Origin of the sequence: Streptomyces soli (assembly GCF_003999195.1) — a bacterium.
GTDB classification, from domain to species: domain Bacteria; phylum Actinomycetota; class Actinomycetes; order Streptomycetales; family Streptomycetaceae; genus Actinacidiphila; species Actinacidiphila soli.
The window spans coordinates 1-20,867 of the sequence record NZ_RJVR01000352.1 but is presented as its reverse complement, the minus strand read 5'-3'; the positions used below and the strand labels follow the sequence as shown (position 1 = coordinate 20,867).

Here is a 20,867-nt window from a genome sequence, read left to right as displayed (position 1 = left end):
CCGGTGGCTCCCCCACCCCGCCCCTTCCCGAAACCGGGCTCTCCCCCAAACCTCCGTTTGGGTGGGGGGTCCTCCCCCAGCCTGGCGGCTGGGTGGGGGTCCCCCGGCCGAAGGCTGGGGGAGGAACGGGCTGGCACAACCCGGCCACGGACCCGCAGCCGACAACGCACGCGTCCGGGTCCAGGGGCTGCGCCCCTGGTTTCGGGAAGGGACGGGGCCGGGGAGAGCAACCGCCGCGCAAGCCGACCGCAGCCGTGACCACTAACGCCAACACTCACGTGAGGACGTAGACCGCCCATGACCACGACCGTCGTCACCAACATCGGCAGCCTGGTCACCAATGACCCCGCCCTGGGCGAAGGCCCGCTCGGCCTGATAAAAGACGCCGCCGTCGTCTTCGACAGCACCGGCACCGGCACCGGCAAAATCACCTGGGTCGGCCCAGCCACACACGCCCCCGCCGCCGACACCGCCTACGACGCGCGCGGTCGCGCCGCGATCCCGGGGTTCGTGGACTCCCACTCGCATCTGGTCTTCGCGGGCGACCGCACCCAGGAGTTCAACGCCCGCATGTCCGGGAAGCCGTACACGGCAGGCGGCATCAGGACGACCGTCGCCGCGACGCGCGCCGCGAGTGACGCCGACTTGGACGCCAATGTTCGACGTTACGTCAGCGAGGCGCTGCGCCAGGGCACGACGACGATCGAGACGAAGTCCGGCTATGGCCTGACGCCTCACGACGAGGCCCGCGCGCTGCGCATCGCGGCGGCGCACACGCCGGAGACGACGTACCTCGGGGCGCACATCGTCGCGCCGGAGTACGCGGATGACCCGGCAGCGTACGTGGAGCTGGTCACCGGCCCGATGCTGGAGGCGTGCGCGCCGTACGCCCGTTGGGTGGACGTGTTCTGTGAGCGCGGGGCCTTCGACGGGGACCAGGCCAGAGAGATCCTGACCGCAGGTCAGAAGCGCGGGCTGATCCCGCGCGTGCACGCGAACCAGCTGGGCCACGGCCCCGGCGTGCAGCTCGCGGTGGAGCTGGGCGCGGCGTCGGCGGACCACTGCACGCACCTGACGCAGGCGGATGTGGACGCGCTGGCGGGGAGCGGGACCGTGGCGACCCTGCTTCCCGGCGCGGAGTTCTCGACGAAGGCGGAGTACCCGGACGCGCGGCGGCTGCTCGACGCGGGGGCGACGGTCGCGTTGTCGACGGACTGCAATCCGGGGTCGTCGTTCACCACGTCCGTGCCGTTCTGCATCGCGGTGGCCGTAAGGGACATGGGTATGACCCCGGACGAGGCCGTCCACGCCGCCACGCTCGGCGGGGCGAAGGCGCTGCGCCGGGCCGACGTCGGCCGGATCAGCCCGGGGGCGCGGGCGGACCTGGCGTTGCTGGACGCGCCGTCGCACGTGCATCTCGCGTACCGGCCGGGTGTGCCGCTGGTGTCAGCCGTATGGCGGGGCGGGGTGCCCGAATTGGTGTAGACCTCAGTAAGTGCGGGCAAGGGCCACCGAATCGGGTGGTAGGGCTAAACGCCATGAGACGACGAAGTGTGGTGTCCGCGCTCCTGCTCTCCCTCGGCGCCGGCGCGGCGGTGCCGGCCGCCGCCGCAGACCCGGCAACGGCACCGGCATCCGCACCGGCACCGGCGGCAGCCGGCCCGCGCCCGCTCGGGCAGGTCGTCCCCGTGCCCGCGTCCGTCAAGGCGGCCGGCGGACCGTTCACCCTGGCCGAGGACGCGGCGATCCACGTACCGGCCGGATCGCCGACCGCCACCGCCGTCGGCCGGTACCTGGCGGACATCCTGCGCCCGTCGACCGGGTACGACCTGCCGCTCACGACCAGCACCCGGCGCCAGGGCATCGTGCTCGCCCTGGACGGCGGCGCGGACACCGGCAGCGAGGGCTACCGCCTGCAGTCCACGCCGCAGGCGGTCGTGATCAGCGCGGCGTCGACGGCGGGCCTCTTCCACGGCGTGCAGACCCTGCGGCAGCTGCTGCCCGCCGCCGTGGAACGGGATTTCCTTCAGCTCGGCCCCTGGACCATCGCCGGGGGCACGATCACGGACCGCCCGCGCTACGCCTACCGGGGCGCGATGCTGGACGTGGCGCGGCACTTCCACTCCGTGGCACAGGTCGAGCGCTACATCGACCAGCTCGCGCTCTACAAGATCAACCGCCTGCACCTCCACCTCACCGACGACCAGGGCTGGCGGATCGCCGTCTCCTCCCGCCCCCGCCTGACCACGCTCGGCGGCACCACCGAGGTCGGCGGCGGCCAGGGCGGTTACTACACCAAGGCCGAGTACCAGCAGCTCGTCCAGTACGCGGCGAGCCGCTACATGCTCGTCGTCCCCGAGATCGACATGCCGGGCCACACCAACGCCGCCCTGGCCTCCTACGCCGAGCTCAACTGCGACGGCGTCGTACGCGCCCCCTACACCGGCACCGCCGTGGGCTTCAGCTCGCTGTGCGTGGCAAAGGCCCCGACCGGCGCCTTCGTGGACGACGTCATCCGGGAGGTCGCGGCGATGACCCCGGGACCGTATCTGCACATCGGCGGCGACGAGGCGCGCGCCACCAGCCGCGTCGACTACATCGCCTTCATGGACCGCGCCCAGCAGGTCGTCGCCCGCTACGGCAAGACCGTCATCGGCTGGCACCAGATCGCCGCCGCCCACCTGGCCCCGGGCGTGATCGCCCAGTACTGGGGCACCAAGGGCGACGAGGAGCCGGTCGCGGCCGCCGCGCGGTCCGGCACCCGGCTGATCATGTCCCCGGCGAATCACGCCTACCTCGACATGAAGTACGACGAGGCGACGCCGATCGGCAAGACGTGGGCCGGCTACACCGAGGTCCGGCAGTCGTACGACTGGGATCCCGCAAGCGTGGTGCGTGGCGCGCCCGCGGCCTCGGTGATGGGGGTCGAGGCCCCACTGTGGTCGGAGACGGTCAGTGAGAGCTCCGACATCGAGTACCTGGCCTTCCCGCGCCTCCCGGCCATCGCCGAGGTCGGCTGGTCACCAGCGGCCAGCCACGGCTGGACGTCCTTCCAGCAGCGCCTGGCCGCCCAGGGCCCTCGCTGGACGGCGCTGGGCATCGGTTACTACCCGTCGCCGCAGGTGCCCTGGCAGTTCGCGTACTGAGGCGTACGTAGGGGGGCGCCCGGCATGATCATGCCGGGCGCCCCCCTACGTACTGTGACGTGCTCACTCCTCGACGAGCAGGCCCCGCCGCAGCCGCCCGAGGGTGCGGGTCAGCAGCCGGGACACGTGCATCTGTGAGATGCCCAGCTCCTCGCCGATCTCCGACTGCGTCATGTTGGCCACGAAGCGCAGCGCCAGGATCTGCCGGTCACGGGCCGGCAGCTCGGCGATCAGCGGCTTGAGGGACTCGACGTTCTCGATCCCCTCCAGCCCGTGGTCCTCGTATCCGATCCGGTCGGCCAGGGCGCCTTCGGAGTCGTCCTCGTCGGGCTGGGCGTCCAGCGAGCTCGCGGTGTACGCGTTGCTCGCGCCCATGCCTTCGATCACTTCCGCCTCGCTGAGCTGCAGCTTCTCGGCCAGCTCGGCGACGGTCGGGGCGCGATCCAGCCGCTGGGCGAGCTCGTCGCCGGCCTTGGCCAGGTCGAGCCGCAGCTCCTGCAGCCTGCGCGGGACGCGCACGGACCAGGAGGTGTCGCGGAAGAAGCGCTTGATCTCGCCGACGATGGTCGGCATCGCGAAGGTGGGGAACTCCACCCCACGGCTCAGCTCGAAGCGGTCGATCGCCTTGATCAGGCCGATGGTGCCGACCTGGACGATGTCCTCCATCGGCTCGCTGCGGGAGCGGAACCGGGAGGCCGCGAACTTCACCAGGGCCAGATTGAGCTCAACCAGGGTGTTGCGGACATACGAATACTCAGGTGTTCCTTCTTCCAGCACCTGAAGGCGCTGGAACAGCGTCTTGGACAGGGCCCGTGCGTCAACCGGGTTCACCTCGTCGTAAGGGGGGATCTCGGGCAGGCCCTCCAGGCCCTCGAACCCCTCCTGCTCGGTCTCAGCGGCCTCGGGTGTCGCCGACGTGGTGTGCACGTCGAGCCGGGGTGCCATGTGGTCCTCCCTCGGTGAGCGGACATCTCAACTCAACGCCTACCCCGTTTCGGGGACAGTTTGCAACCCGGGCCGAAACTGCTCGTTCCGCTTGCACGGGCCCGACTACCGGCGACTTCCGGAAACGCGTAGGGTTTCGACGTTCGCATCGCTGAGGACCAGGAGGGGCGCGACATGGACCGCGAGGTGGTCGGCACTGCCGGCCGTGATCGGCTGGAAGTCGCGGTACGCCGCTACCCGATGAGCGCCGTCGTGACCCCGTCGGGTGAGCTTGATCACCACACCGCCGATCTGCTGCGCGAGCCGCTCGACCAGCTCGCAGGGGACGGCATCGCCACCGTGGTCATCGACTGCTCCAACTTGGATTTCTGCGACTCCACCGGCCTCAATGTGCTGCTCGGCGCCCGGCTGAAGGCCGAGGCGGCGGGTGGCGGGGTGCACCTCGCGGGGATGAAGCCGACCGTGGCCCGGGTGTTCGAGATCACCGGCGCCGATGCCGTCTTCACCGTCCACGCGACCCTGGACGACGCCTTGAAGGAATAACCGGAGAGGCCCCCTTGGCGGCTTCTTAGGCATCACACTGTTTCCGTACGGCTCGGGAGGTGTCTGCCGGGGGACTACGGGCAGGAGATGGGCGGGTAAGAAGACCATCGGGAAGCTCTCGGAGTTTTCCGTAACGTTCTCGGATATCTCGGACAATATTTGTCAGACGTCGGTGAGGTGAAGCGCTGATGAGCACCACCCGGCCCTACGCGGCCGACGACCGCGGCCCGGACACGGGTGACGCGGGCGTGCCCTCAGTGCGCCAGGTCCGTCGGCTTCGGCTCGCCGATGTCGCCGGCGTAGTTCCCCGCGCCCGCGACTTCACCCGGCAGGCTCTGTACGACTGGGGCTGGCTGCCGGCTGAGACGGCGGACCGCAGAGCCGCCGCCGAGGACGTCCTGCTCGTGGTGTCCGAGCTGGTCACGAACGCCTGCCTGCACGCGGGCGGCCCGGAGGAGCTGCGGGTGCACCGCTGTCCCAAGTCGCTGCGGCTCGAGGTGTTCGACGGCGGTTCCGGCGATCCGGCCCCGCGTACCCCGCACCGGGCCGGGCGGCCCGGAGGGCACGGGATGTTCATCGTGCAGCGGCTGTGCCTGGACTGGGGGGTCGTACGCCAGCAGGACGGGCATCCGGGGAAGATGGTCTGGGCGGAAGTGGCCGCGCCGGCGCCTAACCCCGGCTGACCGGCGGCGGTTCGGTTTCCCGTTCGCCGCTCTTCCGTTCGGCCCTTTTTCTGTTCGTCGTTTTCCCCTCCCTGGTTTACCCTGCCCTCTCTCTTCCTCGCGGGCGTGCTGTCGGGCGCCGAATCTGATACACCGTCAGTAACTCCTTGGGGGAAGGGGGACTCCCGTGCGGCATTCCATCGCCAGCGCCGCCGTGGCGGCCGTCGCGGCGGTCACGGCCGTCGCTGTCGGCGCCGACATATCCGTGAGCGACACCACGCCTCAGGTCGGTGACACCGTCACGGTGACCTACGTGCTGGACGCGCCGCTGGCCATCCTTCAATCTCGCCATCCCGGCGGACCAGATCACGCCCACCGTGAAGGTCCGGCTCGGCGGGGCCCAGACTGACCTGCTCACCTTCGTCGGCCCGAAGAACAACCCGGTGATCCCGGCCGGGGCGGACTTCCCCAACTTCACCATCAGCGGCACCTTTACGGTGACCGCCCCCGGCGACATCACCCTGACGCCCTCCGACTTCAACGTCCACTCCGACTACAGCATCTCCACCGACAGCCCCTGCACCGTCAACAACCCGCCCGCGCCCGTGGCCACCACCATCACCGCAACGTCGGCCCCGGCGACCAACAACCTTAAGCTCGCGCTGAGTTCCGCCTCCGGGGTCATCGGCGCGTCCGTCACCGTCACCGGCACCGGCACCGGCACCGGCTTCACCCCGGACACCGCGGTCACCGTCGTCCGGCGTCAAGGGTGCGGACGCGACCGGCGTGTACACCGCGGCCACGCCCGATTCCTCGGGCGGCTTCACGGCGTCCCTGGCCGTCAGCAATCTCGACACCACCGGCATCCTGGCCTTCGAGGGCACGACGTACGACGCGTCGACGGCCGCCGGACCGATCGCGTACAGCGTCATCGACAACAGCCCGCCGCTGCCCGGCAGTCAGAAGCTCACCGCGGCCGTCAAGAGCGGCGCGCTGTCCACGACGCAGGCCGGCGACACCGTCGAGATGACGGCCGGCGACGCGAGCGGGAGCGTCGCGCACTCCACCGGCGCGCTCAACGCCGTCACCGTCAAGGACTACCGCGCCGGCTCCACCGGCTGGTCCCTCACCGCCAAGGCCACCGACTTCGACGGCCCCGGCAGTGCGGTCATCAGCGCCGACGCCCTGAGCTGGACGCCGTCCTGCACGACAGCGGCCGGGAGCCCCAGCACCTGAGTCGCCGGCTCGGCCGGGACCATCGGCACGGCGGGCGCCACCTGGCAGCGCCTCCGCCGCTGACTGTGTCCCGGCGCGGCCCGCCGGACGTCACATCCGGCGGGTCTCCAGGAGGAAGCAGCCGAACTCGACCGCTCGCAGGTGAACCGCCGCCACCGCCGGGTCGCGGTAGAGCTCCTCCAGCTCCTCCTCGATCGTGGGACGGCCCGCGCCCGCCTCCACGTACCGGCCCCGCAGGATCCGGCCGTCCGCGGTGTACGCGCGCAGCACGCGGCGGTCTCCACGCATGTCCGCCGGGAAGCCGGTGCCGGTCGGGCCGCCGCAGTCCTCGGCGTGCACGAAGACCGGCCCCACCTCGCTGTACGGGCCGGGGGCGGCGCCGGTCTCCTCGGCCCAGCGGCGCAGCGGCGCGTAGGAGGCCAGGGCGACGGTCTCCCCGGGATTGCTCCGCCCGAAGCAGCACCGCAGCGGATTGCCACCCTCCTCGTCGACGACCAGCTGTGGGCGGTGGCCGGCGTCATCGTGGTCCCGCAGCTTCCGCAGGACATCCGGGGCTATGGCACGGATCTCGTAACGCGTCTCATCCATGCGATCCATGCTGGCGTCGGGCCGTCCGCGGTGCTGGCGGGAATCGGACGTCGCGCTCCCCCCGCACAACGACGAAGGGGCCCCGGAGCGGTGTCGCTCCGGGGCCAGCAGCTCAGGGAAGTGACGTCAGTGGACGTCGCCCATCAGCTTGATGACCTTCCGGCGGTACATCACGAAGGCGAAGCCCGCGAGGAGTGCCACCGCGCCCTGGATCGCGAAGGCGGTCTCGGAGAGGAAGGCGTCGCCGATGACCAGCTGGAGGACGGCCGCGACGCAGTCGCCCGCCGTCACGGCGAGGAAGAACAGGCCCATCATCTGGCTGGCGTACTTGGCCGGGGCCAGCTTCGTGGTGACCGAGAGGCCGACCGGGGACAGGCAGAGCTCCGCGACGGTCTGGATCAGGTACACCATGGTCAGCCACACCGGGGAGACCTTGGTGTCGCCCGAGGCGGCGGCCTGGGCGAGCATCATCACCACGAAGGAAGCGCCGATGCCGATGAGGCCGTACGCGAACTTGACCGTGGTGCTCGGGTTCCGCCGGCCCAGCTTCATCCACAGGGCGGCGAAGACCGGGGCGAAGGCCATCACGAACAGCGGGTTCAGGGACTGGAACCAGCTCTCCGGGAAGTGGAAGCCGAAGAGCTTCGACGAGGTGTGGTCGGAGGCGAAGACGGTCAGGGTCGAGCCGGACTGGTCGTAGATCATCCAGAACAGCGCGGCCACGACGAAGAACCAGATGAAGCCGGTCACCTTCGACTTCTCGTCCACCGTCAGGTCGGTGTCCCGGCGGATGCGGGCGAAGTAGTACGCCGGCAGGGCCAGGCCCACCAGCGACAGCGGCCACAGCACCCAGTTGATGGTGAAGTGTCCGGTGAAGGTGACGACGCCGTAGAAGGCGACGGCGGCGACCAGCCACAGCAGCGCCTTCTTCAGCAGCGCGGCGCGCTCGGCGGCGACCAGCGGGGTCGGGACGACGCTGCTGACCGGGGCGAGGTGCTTGGTGCCCAGCAGGAACTGTCCCAGGCCCAGCGCCATACCGACGCCGGCCAGGGCGAAGCCCAGGTGCCAGTTGACGGTCTGGCCGACGGTGCCGATGACCAGCGGCGCGAGGAAGGCACCGAGGTTGATGCCGATGTAGAAGATGGTGAAGCCGCCGTCACGACGCGGGTCGTTGCGGTCCGGGTAGAGCTGGCCGACCATCGTGGAGATGTTGGACTTCAGCAGGCCGGAGCCGACGGCGATGAAGACCAGGCCGATGAAGAAGGACGGCTTGGCCGGCACGGCCAGCAGGAAGTGGCCGGTCATGATGATCGCGCCGCCGATGGCGACGGTCTTGCGCGGGCCCCACAGGCGGTCGGCGAACCAGCCGCCCGGCATCGCCAGGAGGTACACGGTCGCGGTGTAGACGCTGTAGATGGCACCGGCCGTGGCGGCCTTCATGCCCAGGCCGCCGTCCGCGACCGAGGCCGTCAGATAGAGGACGAGAAGCGCCCTCATGCCGTAGTAGCTGAATCGCTCCCACGTCTCGGTCATGAACAGAGTGGCCAGTCCGCGGGGGTGGCCGAAGAAGGTGTAACCGCCGGCAGCAGGGGTGTCCTGCGTGTGGGCGGCGTCCTTCGTCAGGCTGGACGCCATGGTCGATCCTTGCTTGCGGGTGGGGGAGAGGCGCATGGGGGGGTATACGCCCAGTCGTTCATGCTGGCGGGTACCAGCCCCGTCACAGCAGGGGCCCTCGGCGCGTCGTGCGTGCCAAAGGTCCCGGCGGGCTGTTACGGGCTTTTACATACTGTATGGCGGTCCGACATGTGGTATAGCATGACTTGAGACGTACCTCACAGGGTGTGACCAGGCTATAAGTCTGGTCCTATAGCAGGTCGCAGCCCTGCCCGCCTCGCGGGCTTCCCGTGCGGACTACCATCAGCGCATGACCCGCGTACTGCTCGCCGAGGACGACGCATCCATCTCGGAACCGCTCGCACGCGCTCTGCGCCGCGAGGGGTACGAGGTCGAGGTGCGCGAGGACGGCCCCACCGCTCTAGAAGCCGGCCTGCTGGGCGCCTTCGACCTGCTGGTGCTCGACCTGGGGCTGCCCGGTATCGACGGCCTGGAAGTGTGCAGGCGACTGCGCACCGAGGGCCATGGCTTCCCGGTCCTGGTGCTCACCGCCCGCGCCGACGAGGTCGACACCGTGGTCGGCCTGGACGCCGGCGCCGACGACTACGTGACCAAGCCCTTCCGGCTGGCCGAGCTGCTCGCCCGGGTGCGGGCGCTGCTGCGGCGCGGCCAGACCGAGGGCGGCAGCACCCCGCAGCCGTCCACCCAGGGCGTACGGATCGACGTCGAGTCGCACCGCGCCTGGATGGGCGACGAGGAACTCCAGCTCACCGCCAAGGAGTTCGACCTGCTCCGGGTCCTGGTCCGGGACGCGGGCCGGGTGGTCACCCGTGAGCAGCTGATGCGCGAGGTCTGGGACACGACCTGGTGGTCATCGACCAAGACCCTCGACATGCACATCTCCTGGCTGCGGAAGAAACTCGGCGACGACGCCGCCGCGCCGCGCTACATCTCCACGGTGCGCGGCGTGGGCTTCCGCTTCGAGAAGAACTGAGGCTCTGCCGGGCAGGCAGCCGGTGACCGGGGCACCGTGCGCTCGCGCCGGTGCTCCGCACCGCGTCGTGGTGCGGCATCCTTAATGTGTCATCCCTGCCCGGAGGGCCAATTGCGCCGCCGTCTGATTTCCTCCACGCTCGCCGTGGTGCTCGTCGTCATCGCCGTCTTCGGCGTCTCGCTCGTCATCGTCGAGGCCCGGACGATCGAGAACAGCGCCCAGGAGAGCGTCGACTCCGAGGCGGTGCGGCTCGTCAGCGTCGTCGAGAACCGCCTGCTCAGCGGTGAGAAGGTCAACCGGCAGGTGCTGACGCAGCAGATCACCCCCGACCGCTACGCCCTCGTCGAGATCCCCGGCAACGATCCGATCGAGATGGGCACCCGCCCCAGCGGGAAGGTGATCGCCTCGACCCAGAAGGGCGAGCACGGCGAGACCGTCACCGTCGAGGAGTCTCGGCGCCATGTCAGCGACGAGATCGGCCGTACGCTCCTGATCATCCTGGCCGTCGCGCTGCTCGCCGTACTGGCCGCCGTCGTCCTCGCCGTCAGACAGGCCCGGCGGCTCGGCAGCCCTCTCACCGACCTCGCCGAGACCGCGGAACGCCTCGGCTCCGGCGACCCCAGGCCCCGCCACCGCCGCTACGGGGTGCCCGAGCTGGACCGGGTCGCCGATGTGCTCGACTCCAGCGCCGAGCGGATCGCCCGGATGCTCACCGCCGAGCGGCGGCTCGCGGCGGACGCCTCGCACCAGCTGCGTACGCCCCTCACGGCGCTCAGCATGCGGCTGGAGGAGATCATCGCCACCGCGGACGAGCAGGAGACGGTCAAGGAGGAGGCGACCATCGCCCTGGGCCAGGTCGAGCGGCTGACGGACGTCGTCCAGCGGCTGCTGACCAATGCCCGCGACCCGCGCACCGGCTCGGCCGTCGACTTCGACCTGGACGAGGTCATCAAGCAGCAGGTCGAGGAATGGCGGCCCGCCTATCGCAACGAGGGCCGCACCATCACCACCGCCGGTACGAAGCGGCTGCGCGCCGTCGGCACCCCCGGCGCCGTCGCCCAGGTCCTGGCCACGCTGATCGAGAACGGGCTCATGCACGGCGCCGGCACCGTCACCATCTCCACCCGCGTCACCGGCAACCAGGCTGTGGTCGAGGTCACGGACGAGGGCCAGGGCGTCCCGCCGGAACTTGGCTCCAGGGTCTTCGAGCGCACGGTCAGCGGCCGTAACTCCACGGGTATCGGCCTAGCGGTCGCCCGGGACCTCGCGGAGGCGGACGGCGGCCGTCTGGAGCTCCTCCAGCAGCGTCCGCCGGTCTTCGCGCTGTTCCTGGCCCGGGAGGGCGAGGTCTAGAGCCTCACACCTAGCGGCGGGTGGTCTCCGCCGCGGCGTCGCCGGCCAGGAACGATTCTGCTTGCTCCAGCGCATCGCGCGCCGGCAGGGCCTTGAAGACCCAACTGCGGTAGGACCAGAAGCGGAAGAGGGTGGCGACACCGATACCGGCGAACTTCGCGATGTTGCTCTGCAGCGAGCTGTCCCAGCCCATCCCATATGTCACCGCGTACAGAACGCCGTTCTCGATAACCAGCCCGATCGCGCTGAAGAAGAGGAAGAGCCCGAGCTCCTTGGTACGCCCTGTCTTCTCACGGTCGCGGTACGTGAAATACCGGAAGCCGATGTAATTGAAGGCGATCGACACCACCGTCGCGACGATGCTGGCCCGGACGACCTGCAGATTGGTGGCGTGGCGGACCAGGTTGAAGACCGCGATATTGACAAGGACGCCTACGCCGCCGACGGCGCCGAACTTGGCGACCTCCCGGTATATCCCCTTGATACGGCCCTGGAGCCCTGACGGGCTGGAGTGCAGCCCGGTCGATCCGCCCATAGTGATCGTTCGGTCCCGTCAGTAGTCGGCATTCATCAGTGCACTTCATGCTAACCGTGGCTTCGGGTACCCGACGGTCCGTGCGGTAATCGTGCGCCGATATCCTTGTGACTGTGACATTCCCGGTAGTCGGCATGATCGGCGGCGGCCAGCTCGCTCGTATGACCCACGAGGCTGGTATCCCGCTCGGCATCAGGTTCAAGCTCCTCAGCGACACCCCGCTCGATTCGGCGGCCCTGGTGGCGGGTGAGGTCGTCGTCGGCGACTACCGCGACCTGGAGACTCTGCGCGCCTTCGCGGAAGGTTGTGACGTCATCACCTTCGACCACGAGCACGTCCCCACCGAGCACCTGCGCGCCCTGGAAGCCGACGGCGTCGCTGTCCGCCCGGGGCCGGACGCCCTGGTGCACGCGCAGGACAAGGGCGTGATGCGGGCGCGGCTCGACGAGATCGGAGTGCCCTCGCCGAGGCACCGGATTGTAGACAATCCGGCCGATGTGACCGCCTTCGCGGAGGAAGGTGAAGGCTTCCCCGTCATCCTCAAGACCGTGCGCGGCGGCTACGACGGCAAGGGCGTCTGGGTCGTACGCAGCGAGGCGGACGCGGCCGAGCCCTTCCGGGCGGGCGTTCCGGTGCTCGCAGAGGAGAAGGTCGACTTCGCACGGGAGCTGGCGGCGAACGTCGTGCGGTCCCCGCACGGGCAGGCCGTCGCCTATCCCGTGGTGGAGTCTGTGCAGGTCGACGGCGTGTGCGACACCGTGATCGCCCCCGCGCCGGGCCTGGACGCCGACGTGTCGGCCCGCGCCCAGCAGCTCGCGCTGACCGTCGCCAAGGAGCTGGGTGTCACCGGCCACCTCGCGGTCGAGCTCTTCGAGACCCGCGACGGCCGGATCCTGGTGAACGAGCTGGCCATGCGCCCTCACAACAGCGGCCACTGGACCCAGGACGGAGCCGCCACCTCCCAGTTCGCCAACCATCTGCGCGCCGTGCTCGACCTGCCGCTCGGCGACCCCCGCCCGCGCTCCAGGTGGACCGTCATGGCGAACGTCCTCGGCGGCGACTACCCGGACATGTACCAGGGCTTCCTGCACTGCATGGCCCGCGACCCCCAGCTCAAGATCCACATGTACGGCAAGGACGTGAAGCCCGGCCGTAAGGTCGGCCACGTCAACACCTACGGCGACGACCTCGACGAGGTGCGTGAGCGCGCCCGCCACGCCGCCGACTACCTGCGAGGAACGATCACCGAATGAGCGCCCACCCGTCGCCCGACCCCCACCCCTCATCGAGCGCTGACGCGCGCCCCTTCCCAGTGGTCGGCATCGTGATGGGCTCCGACTCCGACTGGACGGTCATGGAGGCCGCCGCGCAGGTACTCGACGAGTTCGAGGTCGCGTACGAGGTCGACGTCCTGTCCGCACACCGCATGCCGCGCGAAATGGTCGCCTACGGCGAGCAGGCCGCCGACCGCGGCCTCAAGACGATCATCGCCGGGGCCGGTGGCGCCGCCCACCTGCCGGGCATGCTCGCCTCCGTCACCCCGCTGCCCGTGATCGGCGTCCCGGTGCCGCTGAAGTACCTGGACGGCATGGACTCGCTGCTGTCCATCGTCCAGATGCCGGCCGGCGTGCCCGTCGCCACGGTGTCGGTTGCCGGTGCGCGCAACGCCGGGCTGCTCGCCGTCCGTATCCTCGCCGCCCACGACGGCGAACTCCTCATCCGCATGCGGGCCTTCCAGGACGAGCTGAACGAGCAGGCCACGGAGAAGGGCAAGCGTCTGCGTGCCAAGGTGGAGGGCAGCAACGGATTCGGCTTCGGTAAGTAGAAGGTAGGCATCGATGGATCTGCTCGCCCGCGCCCATGAGCTCCTGGCCGAACACCCCGTGGTGGACGGCCACAACGACCTCCCCTGGGCACTGCGCGAGCAGGTCCGCTACGACCTCGACGCCCGCGACATCGCCACCGACCAGTCCGCGCACCTCCACACCGACCTCCCCCGTCTGCGGGCCGGCGGCGTCGGCGCGCAGTTCTGGTCCGTGTACGTACGGGCCGACTTGGCGGGCGACAAGGCCGTCACCGCCGTGCTGGAGCAGATCGACTGCGTGCGCCGGCTGGTCGACCGTTACCCGGCCGACCTCCGGCTCGCCGTCACCACCGACGACATGGAAGCGGCGCGCGCCGAGGGCCGTATCGCCTCTCTCATGGGCGCCGAGGGCGGCCACAGCATCAACAACTCGATGGGCGTGCTGCGCGGGCTCCACGAGCTCGGCGTCCGCTACATGACCCTCACCCACAACGACACCATCGACTGGGCCGACTCCGCCACGGACGCCCCCCGGCACGGGGGACTGAACTCCTTCGGCGTCGAGGTCGTCCGCGAGATGAACCGCCTCGGCATGCTCGTCGACCTCTCCCACGTCTCGCCCGACACCATGCGGGACGCCCTGCGCGTGAGCGAGGCGCCGGTCGTCTTCTCGCACTCGTCGTCCCGGGCCGTCTGCGACCACGTACGGAACATCCCGGACGATGTCCTGGAACTGCTGCCCCGCAACGGGGGAGTGGCGATGGCCACCTTCGTGCCCAAGTTCATCCTCCCGGCAGCCATCGAATGGACCCGCCGCGCCGACGAGAACATGGAGGCCCACGGCTTCCACCACCTCGACACCACCGCCGAGGCCATGAAGGTCCACGAGGCCTTCGAGGCCGAGCACCCCCGCCCCGTCGCCACCGCCTCCACCGTCGCCGACCACCTCGACCACATGCGCTCCGTCGCCGGCATCGACCACATCGGCATCGGCGGCGACTACGACGGCACCGCTTTCGTCCCCTCCGGCCTCGACGACGTCTCCGGCTACCCCAACCTCATCGCCGAACTCCTCCGCCGCGGGTGGACCGCCCCCGACCTCGCCAAGCTCACCTGGGGCAACGCGGTCCGCGTTCTGCGCGACGCGGAAGCCTCCGCTGCCGCGATCCGGACCACCCGTGGCCCGTCCAACGCGACGCTGGACGCGTAGCCCCTCCCTCCGGGTTGTGGGAAGGCGGTCCGCCGTGAGGCGAGCGAAGCGAGGTGGGGGCACCTCCCGGCCGAAGGCTGGGGGAGGGTTGGCACAACCCGGCCACGGACGCGAGGCCGCCGACGCACCGCGGCTACCACCGTCGTGGTGCGCGCCCGTCGCCGGGTGCGGGCCGGGTTGGGCCAGCCCGTCCCGCCTCAGGCGGACGGCCTACCCCCAACCCGGTGCTAGCAGGCGCACAGGCAGAAGGGGTGCCCCGCGGGGTCGGCGAAGACGCGCCAGCTACGCCGGCCCGCGCCGTCGTCGAGGAGGGTCGCGCCCAGCGCCAGCACCCGCTCCTGCGCGGCGTCCAGGTCGTCCACCGTGACGTCGAGATGGAACTGCTGCGGCCGCTCCGGGTCGGGCCAGCGCGGTGCCCGCAGCTGGGGTGCCTGCTGGAAGGACAGGTTCGGGCCGTCCTCGCGGACGAGGTCGACCCAGTCGTCGCCGTCCGCGCTCACCTTGCCGCCGACCACCTCGGCGTAGAAGGCGGCGAGCCCCTTGGGGTCGGGACAGTCCACGACGACGGTGCCCAGTGTTCCGATCACGATGTGCCTGCCTCTCTGCTGTTACCGCTTACGAGTGTCATCAGGTAACCGTTACCTCATGATGGCGCCACGCCGGTAACCTGGCAAGGGTGAATCAGCCCGGCGAACGTGCCCCCGCCCCCGAGCCGCTACGCCTGGCTCAGGACCTGGCCAACACCGTCGACCTCGAGAACGCGGAAAGCGACCAGCTGCGCACCCTCGACGGTCTGGTGGCCTTCGCCGGCGCCCACGGCATCGACGGCCTGAGCTTCGACACGCACGACCTCGCCGACGCCCGTGAGCTGCGCGAAGCCCTGCGCGACGCCTGCCAGGCACATACCGGCACCGACGTCCCGGCCGCCTCGGCCGCCGCCCTCGACCGGCTGCTGGCCCGCGCCCCACTCGTCCTTGCCGTCGACACCCAAGGAGCCGCCACCCTGCGCCCCGCCCCCGGGCTCACCGGCGCCGCCGCGCTCACCGCCCGTATCGCCGCCGGCATAGCCACCGCCGTCGCCGACGGAACCTGGCCACGGCTCAAGGCCTGCGAGGCGCACAGCTGCCGCTGGGTGTACTACGACCGTAGCCCGGCGGGCCGCAGCCGCTGGTGCACGATGGCGATCTGCGGCAGTCGGGCCAAGATGCGGGCGTACCGCAGCCGAGGAACGTAGGAGCAGGGACGCAGCCTTACGCGTTCGGGCGGCCCATCGCCCGGTACGTCCAGTCGGCCTTGCGCCACAGCGCGGCGTCCAGCGCGTTGCGGCCGTCGATCACATGCCGCCGCGCGGTGACCTCGCCCAGCTCCGCCGGGTCAAGCTCGCGGAACTCACGCCATTCGGTGAGGTGCAGGACGACCTCGGCCCCGCGCACCGCGTCCAGCGCGGTCGGGGCGTACCCGAGGGTCGGGAAGAGCTTGCGGGCGTTGTCCATGGCCTTGGGGTCGTAGACCGTGACCTGGCCGCCCTGGAGGTGGATCTGCCCGGCGACGTTGAGCGCGGGCGAGTCCCGTACGTCGTCGGAGTCCGGCTTGAAGGCCGCGCCGAGCACACCGATCCGCTTGCCCAGGAAGCCGCCCGGGCCGCAGGCCTCGCGGGCCAGCTCGACCATGTGGCCGCGTCGGCGCATGTTGATGGAGTCGACCTCGCGCAGGAAGGTCAGCGCCTGGTCGGCGCCCAGCTCGCCGGCCCGGGCCATGAAGGCGCGGATGTCTTTGGGCAGGCAGCCGCCGCCGAAGCCGATGCCGGCCCGCAGGAACTTGTGGCCGATCCGCTCGTCGTACCCGATGGCTTCCGCCAGCTTCGCGACGTCGCCACCGGCTGCCTCGCTGACCTCGGCCATCGCGTTGATGAAGGAGATCTTCGTGGCGAGGAAGGCGTTGGCCGCCGTCTTGACCAGTTCAGCGGTCGGATAGTCGGCCACCACGAAGGGCGTGCCTTCTGCGACGGGTGTCGCGTAAACCTCGCGCAGCAGCTTCTCCGCCCGCTCCGAGGCGACGCCCACCACCAGCCGGTCCGGGTGCAGTGTGTCCTGCACCGCGAAGCCCTCCCGCAGGAACTCCGGGTTCCACGCCAGCTCCGCCTGCTCACCCGCCGGAGCCAGCTCCGCGAGCCGGGCGGCCAGCCGGGCCGCGCTGCCCACCGGGACGGTGGACTTGCCGACCACAAGCGTGGGCCGCGTCAGATGCCGGGCGAGCGACTCGAAGGCGCTGTTGACGTAGCTCATGTCGCACGCGTACTCCCCGTGTTTCTGCGGGGTGTTGACGCATACGAAGTGCACGTCGCCGAACTCCGCGACCTCTTCCCACGACGTCGTGAACCGCAGCCGCCCGGTCGACCCCTCGATCCCGGCGACGTGCCGGGCCAACAGCTCCTCGAGCCCCGGCTCGTACATCGGGACCTTGCCCGCCGACAGCATCGCGACCTTCTCGGGCACGACGTCGAGGCCGAGCACCTCGAACCCGAGTTCCGCCATGGCGGCGGCATGGGTGGCACCGAGGTAGCCGGTACCGATCACGGTCAGCTTGAGCGCCATCTGTCAGGTGTCCCTCTCCGGTGGGCTGTGGATGCCGAGCATATCCGGGGTCTCAATCCGGGAAAGTCCGGGCGTGGAGGAGGTGTGAAGGCGACAATGCGCACAGGTGTACGCGCGGGGAGCGCTGTGGGAGAGGTGGGGGCTATGACTCAGGCTGACGTGGAGCCGGGCAGACCGGACACGCCGGAGGCGTCCGAAGCGGTGAAGGCGGCGGACTCGCTGGACGAGGCGGACTCGCTGGACGTGGTGGACGCGCCCTCGGAGAACGACCGGGCCGCGCGCAGACGCCGCCGCACCCGGCGCGTGCTGATCGGGGCCCTGACGCTGCTCCTGGCCGGCGTCGGCGGGATAGCCGGCACCGGCTGGTGGGCCATCGAGCACTACACCGGCAAGGTCAGCCGGATTCCCAACGCCTTCCCGACCGATGTCCCGGCGAGCGCCCAGCCCAAGGACAGCAAGGGTGGCGAAACCTTCCTGCTGGTCGGCGTCGACCGGCGTTCCGACCTGCCGACCACCGGCAAGGACGCCAAGGTCTCCGACTGGAAGTACGGCGCCCAGCGCAGCGACACGATGATGCTGGTACACATCCCGGCCAACCACAAAAACACGTACGTCGTCTCGCTCCCGCGCGACAGCTGGGTCTCCATCCCCGGTCACCGCAAGGCCAAGCTCAACGCCGCGTTCTCCTGGGGCGGCTCCCCACTACTCATCGACACCGTCCAGCGGCTGACCGATGTCAAGATCGACCACCTCGCCGTCATCGACTGGAGCGGCTTCAAGGCCCTCACCGACTCGGTCGGCGGCGTCACCCTCGGCGGCAAGCACATGAACGGCGAGCAGGCCCTCACGTACATACGTGAGCGATACCACCTGCCGCGCGGCGACTTCGACCGCACCCACCGCCAACAGGCCTTCCTCCGGGCGGTGATCGCCAAGACGCTCACTCCCTCCACCTTCTCCAGCCCGCTCAAGGCCAAGAAGCTGCTGGACCAGGTCACCAACACCGTCAGCGTCGACGACCAGCTCTCCGACAGCGCCCTGCGCGACCTGCTGTGGAGCATGAAGGGTGTGCGCTCGGGCGACATGGTCTTCATGAACGCCCCCGTCACCGGCACCGACATGATCAAGGGCCAGTCGGTGGTCCTCCTCGACGAGAACGGCACCTCGCAGCTGTGGGAGGCCATGACCAACGACACCATGGCCGACTACATCGCCACCCACTCCGTGGACAAGCTGGGCGCGACCACGCCGTAAGCAACATCACGTGTGCTTAGGCAGCCGGGAAGCATAAAATCACAGGGTTACTTAACAGTAGTTAGCACCCAGGGGAGTGAGCAGCGTGGCGGGCTCGACCGATTTCGACCTCTTCCGCACCTCGGAGGAGCACGACATGCTCCGTGACGCGGTGCGCTCGCTCGCCGAGGCGAAGATCGCGCCCTTCGCCGCCGAGGTGGACGAACAGGGCCGCTTCCCCCAGGAGGCGCGCGACGCCCTGGAGGCCAACGACCTCCACGCCGTCCACGTCCCGGAGACCTACGGCGGCGCCGGTGCCGACGCCCTGTCCACCGTCATCGTCATCGAGGAGGTCGCCCGCGTCTGCGCCTCCTCCTCCCTCATCCCCGCAGTCAACAAGCTGGGCTCGCTGCCCGTCCAACTGTCCGGCTCCGAGGAGCTGAAGCACAAGTACCTCGGCGCGCTGTCCCGGGCGGAGGGCATGTTCTCGTACTGCCTGTCCGAGCCGGACGCCGGCTCCGACGCGGCGGGCATGAAGACCAAGGCCGTCCGCGACGGCGACTACTGGGTGGTCAACGGCGTCAAGCGCTGGATCACCAACGCCGGGGTCAGCGACTTCTACACCGTCATGGCGGTGACGGACCCGGAGAAGCGTTCCAAGGGCATCTCGGCCTTCGTCGTCGAGAAGTCCGACGAGGGCGTCTCCTTCGGCGCCCCGGAGAAGAAGCTCGGCATCAAGGGCTCCCCGACCCGAGAGGTCTACCTCGACAACGTCCGCATCCCCGCCGACCGCATCATCGGCGCCGAGGGCACCGGCTTCGCCACCGCCATGAAGACCCTCGACCACACCCGCGTCACCATCGCCGCCCAGGCCCTCGGCATCGCCCAGGGCGCCCTGGACTACGCCGCCGGGTACGTCAAGGAGCGCAAGCAGTTCGGCAAGGCCATCGCCGAGTTCCAGGGCATCCAGTTCATGCTCGCCGACATGGCCATGAAGCTCGAAGCCGCCCGCCAGCTCACCTACGCCGCCGCCGCCAAGTCCGAGCGCACCGACTCCGACCTGACCTTCTTCGGCGCCGCCGCCAAGTGCTACGCCTCGGACGTCGCCATGGACATCACCACCGACGCCGTCCAGCTCCTCGGCGGCTACGGCTACACCCGCGACTACCCCGTCGAGCGCATGATGCGCGACGCCAAGATCACCCAGATCTACGAAGGCACCAACCAGGTCCAGCGCATCGTCATGGCCCGCAACCTTCCGTAGGGGGCAGCCCGTTCCTATGACAAGAGGCACCCCTCGGGGTGCCTCTTGTCATAGGACAGCCGTTGTCAGGAGGCCTTGACGGTGACCTTCTCGTCGTTCTTCAGCTCGGAGATGAGCTGCTTGGCCTTCGTTGTGTCCCACTTGATGGCGCTGCCGCCCGACGACGTCGTTATGGAGCCCGAGGTGGGCATGTTCATCGACGTGCCGTTGCCGCCCTGGACGCTCTTCATTGCCCAGAACATCGAGGCCAGGTTCCACAGGCTCATGTCCTTGTCGACGATGAGGGTGTCGAGACCCGCGCTCATCGTCGGGTAGAGCTTGAAGGGGTTGAGGATCGTGCCCGGGGTGGCGACCTGGCTGGAGAGGGCGGCCAGGAACTTCTGCTGGTTCTTGGTGCGGTCCAGGTCGCTGCCGGCGAGGGCGTAGCGGGTGCGGACGAACTCCAGGGCCTGCGCCCCGTTGAGGGTCTGCTTGCCCTTCTTGAAGTTGGCGCCGGACTTGGAGTCCTTGATGTCCTGCGGGATGTCGAGGGTCACACCGCCGACCGCGTCGACGATGTTGGCGAAGCCGGAGAAGCCGATCTCCGCGTAGTGGTCGATGTGCAGACCGGTGTTGTACTCGATGGTGCGGACAAGGAGCGTGGCGCCGTCCATCGAGAACGCGGCGTTGAGCTTGTCGGAGCCGGGGGACTGGTACATCTTGCCGGACGACGAGCCCTTGAAGCTCGGGATGGTGACGTACGAGTCGCGGGGCAGGGAGATGAGCGAGTTCCCGTTGTTGCCGACGTGCAGGATCATCATCGAGTCGGTGCGCTTGCCGGCGGCGGAACCGGTGTGCAGGTCCTTCTTCTGCGCGGCGGTCATGCCCGCGCGGCTGTCGGAGCCCACGATCAGGTAGTTGGTGCCCTTGCCCGCCGCCGGGCGATCTATGACCTGGGAGAGGTCCACCTCGCGGCGCACCTTTCCGTCGGCCCAGAAGTACGTGCCGACGGAAACGGCCAGCACCGCCACCACGAGCGCGAGCACGGTGAGTTTGACCTTACGGGCTCGGCTGCCGGGGACGCGGGGGCGGGCGCCGCCGCCACCGCCCGGGCGGCCCCCGCCGTAACCGGGGCCGCCGGGACCGCCAGGGCCGCCGGCGTACCCC

Annotated in this window: 22 protein-coding genes; 14 read left to right on the top strand and 8 right to left on the bottom strand. The window is 69.8% G+C overall.

All coding sequences use genetic code 11. The annotated features are described in order from the left end of the window. Positions 1-297: 297 nt before the first annotated feature. A complete protein-coding gene (hutI, locus tag EFK10_RS42980) occupies positions 298-1,485 on the top strand; it encodes an imidazolonepropionase (RefSeq protein ID WP_127361069.1) in 1,188 nt (395 codons plus the stop codon). Between the two features lie 53 nt (positions 1,486-1,538). Next, positions 1,539-3,146: a beta-N-acetylhexosaminidase gene (locus EFK10_RS42975; RefSeq protein WP_127361068.1), complete on the top strand. Its 1,608-nt coding sequence runs from the start codon at positions 1,539-1,541 to the stop codon at positions 3,144-3,146. Between the two features lie 63 nt (positions 3,147-3,209). Here EFK10_RS42975 and EFK10_RS42970 read toward each other — a convergent pair whose 3' ends face one another. After that, the gene (locus EFK10_RS42970) at positions 3,210-4,091 is read right to left on the bottom strand and encodes an RNA polymerase sigma factor SigF (protein WP_127361067.1); all 882 of its coding nucleotides are present in this window, start codon (positions 4,089-4,091) and stop codon (positions 3,210-3,212) included. 174 nt (positions 4,092-4,265) lie between these two features. Here EFK10_RS42970 and EFK10_RS42965 point away from each other — a divergent pair, with 174 nt between their 5' ends. The 3 genes from EFK10_RS42965 to EFK10_RS42955 all read left to right on the top strand — a co-directional run bounded on the left by EFK10_RS42965 (position 4,266) and on the right by EFK10_RS42955 (position 5,705). Further along, on the top strand, positions 4,266-4,634 hold the full coding sequence (locus tag EFK10_RS42965) for an STAS domain-containing protein (RefSeq protein WP_127361066.1): 369 nt from the start codon (positions 4,266-4,268) through the stop codon (positions 4,632-4,634). Between the two features lie 188 nt (positions 4,635-4,822). Beyond that, complete coding sequence (locus tag EFK10_RS42960) at positions 4,823-5,317, top strand: ATP-binding protein (protein ID WP_127361065.1); 495 nt, start codon at positions 4,823-4,825, stop codon at positions 5,315-5,317. A 166-nt stretch (positions 5,318-5,483) separates the two neighbouring features. Beyond that, complete coding sequence (locus EFK10_RS42955; RefSeq protein WP_127361064.1) at positions 5,484-5,705, top strand: hypothetical protein; 222 nt, start codon at positions 5,484-5,486, stop codon at positions 5,703-5,705. Between the two features lie 144 nt (positions 5,706-5,849). Here EFK10_RS42955 and EFK10_RS42950 read toward each other — a convergent pair whose 3' ends face one another. Beyond that, on the bottom strand, positions 5,850-6,038 hold the full coding sequence (locus EFK10_RS42950) for a hypothetical protein (RefSeq protein WP_127361063.1): 189 nt from the start codon (positions 6,036-6,038) through the stop codon (positions 5,850-5,852). A 44-nt stretch (positions 6,039-6,082) separates the two neighbouring features. Between EFK10_RS42950 and EFK10_RS42945 the strand changes: the two genes are divergently transcribed. Further along, on the top strand, positions 6,083-6,532 hold the full coding sequence (locus tag EFK10_RS42945) for a hypothetical protein (RefSeq protein ID WP_127361062.1): 450 nt from the start codon (positions 6,083-6,085) through the stop codon (positions 6,530-6,532). Between the two features lie 90 nt (positions 6,533-6,622). Here the strand turns inward: EFK10_RS42945 and EFK10_RS42940 are convergent, their stop codons facing one another. Beyond that, the gene (locus tag EFK10_RS42940) at positions 6,623-7,120 is read right to left on the bottom strand and encodes a DUF1203 domain-containing protein (protein ID WP_127361061.1); all 498 of its coding nucleotides are present in this window, start codon (positions 7,118-7,120) and stop codon (positions 6,623-6,625) included. Positions 7,121-7,246: 126 nt separating this feature from the next. Then, positions 7,247-8,755, bottom strand: a complete 1,509-nt coding sequence (locus tag EFK10_RS42935) for a peptide MFS transporter (protein WP_127361060.1) — start codon at positions 8,753-8,755, stop codon at positions 7,247-7,249. A 289-nt stretch (positions 8,756-9,044) separates the two neighbouring features. Here EFK10_RS42935 and EFK10_RS42930 point away from each other — a divergent pair, with 289 nt between their 5' ends. Then, entirely contained in the window at positions 9,045-9,728 is a 684-nt protein-coding gene (locus tag EFK10_RS42930; RefSeq protein WP_127361059.1) for a response regulator transcription factor, read from the top strand. Between the two features lie 111 nt (positions 9,729-9,839). Continuing rightward, entirely contained in the window at positions 9,840-11,081 is a 1,242-nt protein-coding gene (locus tag EFK10_RS42925; RefSeq protein ID WP_127361058.1) for an ATP-binding protein, read from the top strand. A 10-nt stretch (positions 11,082-11,091) separates the two neighbouring features. Here the strand turns inward: EFK10_RS42925 and EFK10_RS42920 are convergent, their stop codons facing one another. Further along, complete coding sequence (locus EFK10_RS42920; protein WP_127361057.1) at positions 11,092-11,616, bottom strand: GtrA family protein; 525 nt, start codon at positions 11,614-11,616, stop codon at positions 11,092-11,094. Between the two features lie 113 nt (positions 11,617-11,729). Between EFK10_RS42920 and EFK10_RS42915 the strand changes: the two genes are divergently transcribed. The 3 genes from EFK10_RS42915 to EFK10_RS42905 are packed head-to-tail and all read left to right on the top strand — an operon-like array spanning position 11,730 to position 14,630. Next, positions 11,730-12,869: a 5-(carboxyamino)imidazole ribonucleotide synthase gene (locus tag EFK10_RS42915; protein ID WP_127361056.1), complete on the top strand. Its 1,140-nt coding sequence runs from the start codon at positions 11,730-11,732 to the stop codon at positions 12,867-12,869. Further along, a complete protein-coding gene (gene purE / locus EFK10_RS42910) occupies positions 12,866-13,441 on the top strand; it encodes a 5-(carboxyamino)imidazole ribonucleotide mutase (protein ID WP_127361055.1) in 576 nt (191 codons plus the stop codon). The genes EFK10_RS42915 and purE overlap by 4 nt, the downstream gene beginning before the upstream one ends. 13 nt (positions 13,442-13,454) lie before the next feature. Beyond that, positions 13,455-14,630 carry a dipeptidase gene (locus EFK10_RS42905; protein ID WP_127361054.1) on the top strand — a complete coding sequence of 392 codons (1,176 nt, stop codon included), beginning with the start codon at positions 13,455-13,457 and terminating at the stop codon, positions 14,628-14,630. A gap of 227 nt (positions 14,631-14,857) precedes the next feature. Here the strand turns inward: EFK10_RS42905 and EFK10_RS42900 are convergent, their stop codons facing one another. Beyond that, positions 14,858-15,220, bottom strand: a complete 363-nt coding sequence (locus tag EFK10_RS42900; protein ID WP_127361053.1) for a VOC family protein — start codon at positions 15,218-15,220, stop codon at positions 14,858-14,860. Positions 15,221-15,306: 86 nt separating this feature from the next. On the opposite strand from EFK10_RS42900, the gene EFK10_RS42895 reads away from it, so the two are divergent. After that, positions 15,307-15,864, top strand: a complete 558-nt coding sequence (locus EFK10_RS42895; RefSeq protein ID WP_127361052.1) for a CGNR zinc finger domain-containing protein — start codon at positions 15,307-15,309, stop codon at positions 15,862-15,864. Between the two features lie 16 nt (positions 15,865-15,880). On the opposite strand, the gene EFK10_RS42890 is transcribed toward EFK10_RS42895, so the two are convergent. Continuing rightward, positions 15,881-17,224, bottom strand: a complete 1,344-nt coding sequence (locus EFK10_RS42890; protein ID WP_127361051.1) for a UDP-glucose dehydrogenase family protein — start codon at positions 17,222-17,224, stop codon at positions 15,881-15,883. Between the two features lie 144 nt (positions 17,225-17,368). Between EFK10_RS42890 and EFK10_RS42885 the strand changes: the two genes are divergently transcribed. Next, the gene (locus EFK10_RS42885; RefSeq protein ID WP_240677822.1) at positions 17,369-18,478 is read left to right on the top strand and encodes an LCP family protein; all 1,110 of its coding nucleotides are present in this window, start codon (positions 17,369-17,371) and stop codon (positions 18,476-18,478) included. An 85-nt stretch (positions 18,479-18,563) separates the two neighbouring features. Continuing rightward, on the top strand, positions 18,564-19,721 hold the full coding sequence (locus EFK10_RS42880; RefSeq protein WP_127361049.1) for an acyl-CoA dehydrogenase family protein: 1,158 nt from the start codon (positions 18,564-18,566) through the stop codon (positions 19,719-19,721). Between the two features lie 65 nt (positions 19,722-19,786). Here EFK10_RS42880 and EFK10_RS42875 read toward each other — a convergent pair. Next, positions 19,787-20,867 (bottom strand): LCP family protein (locus EFK10_RS42875; RefSeq protein WP_164836396.1); only part of this gene is annotated, 1,081 nt, incomplete at its 5' end.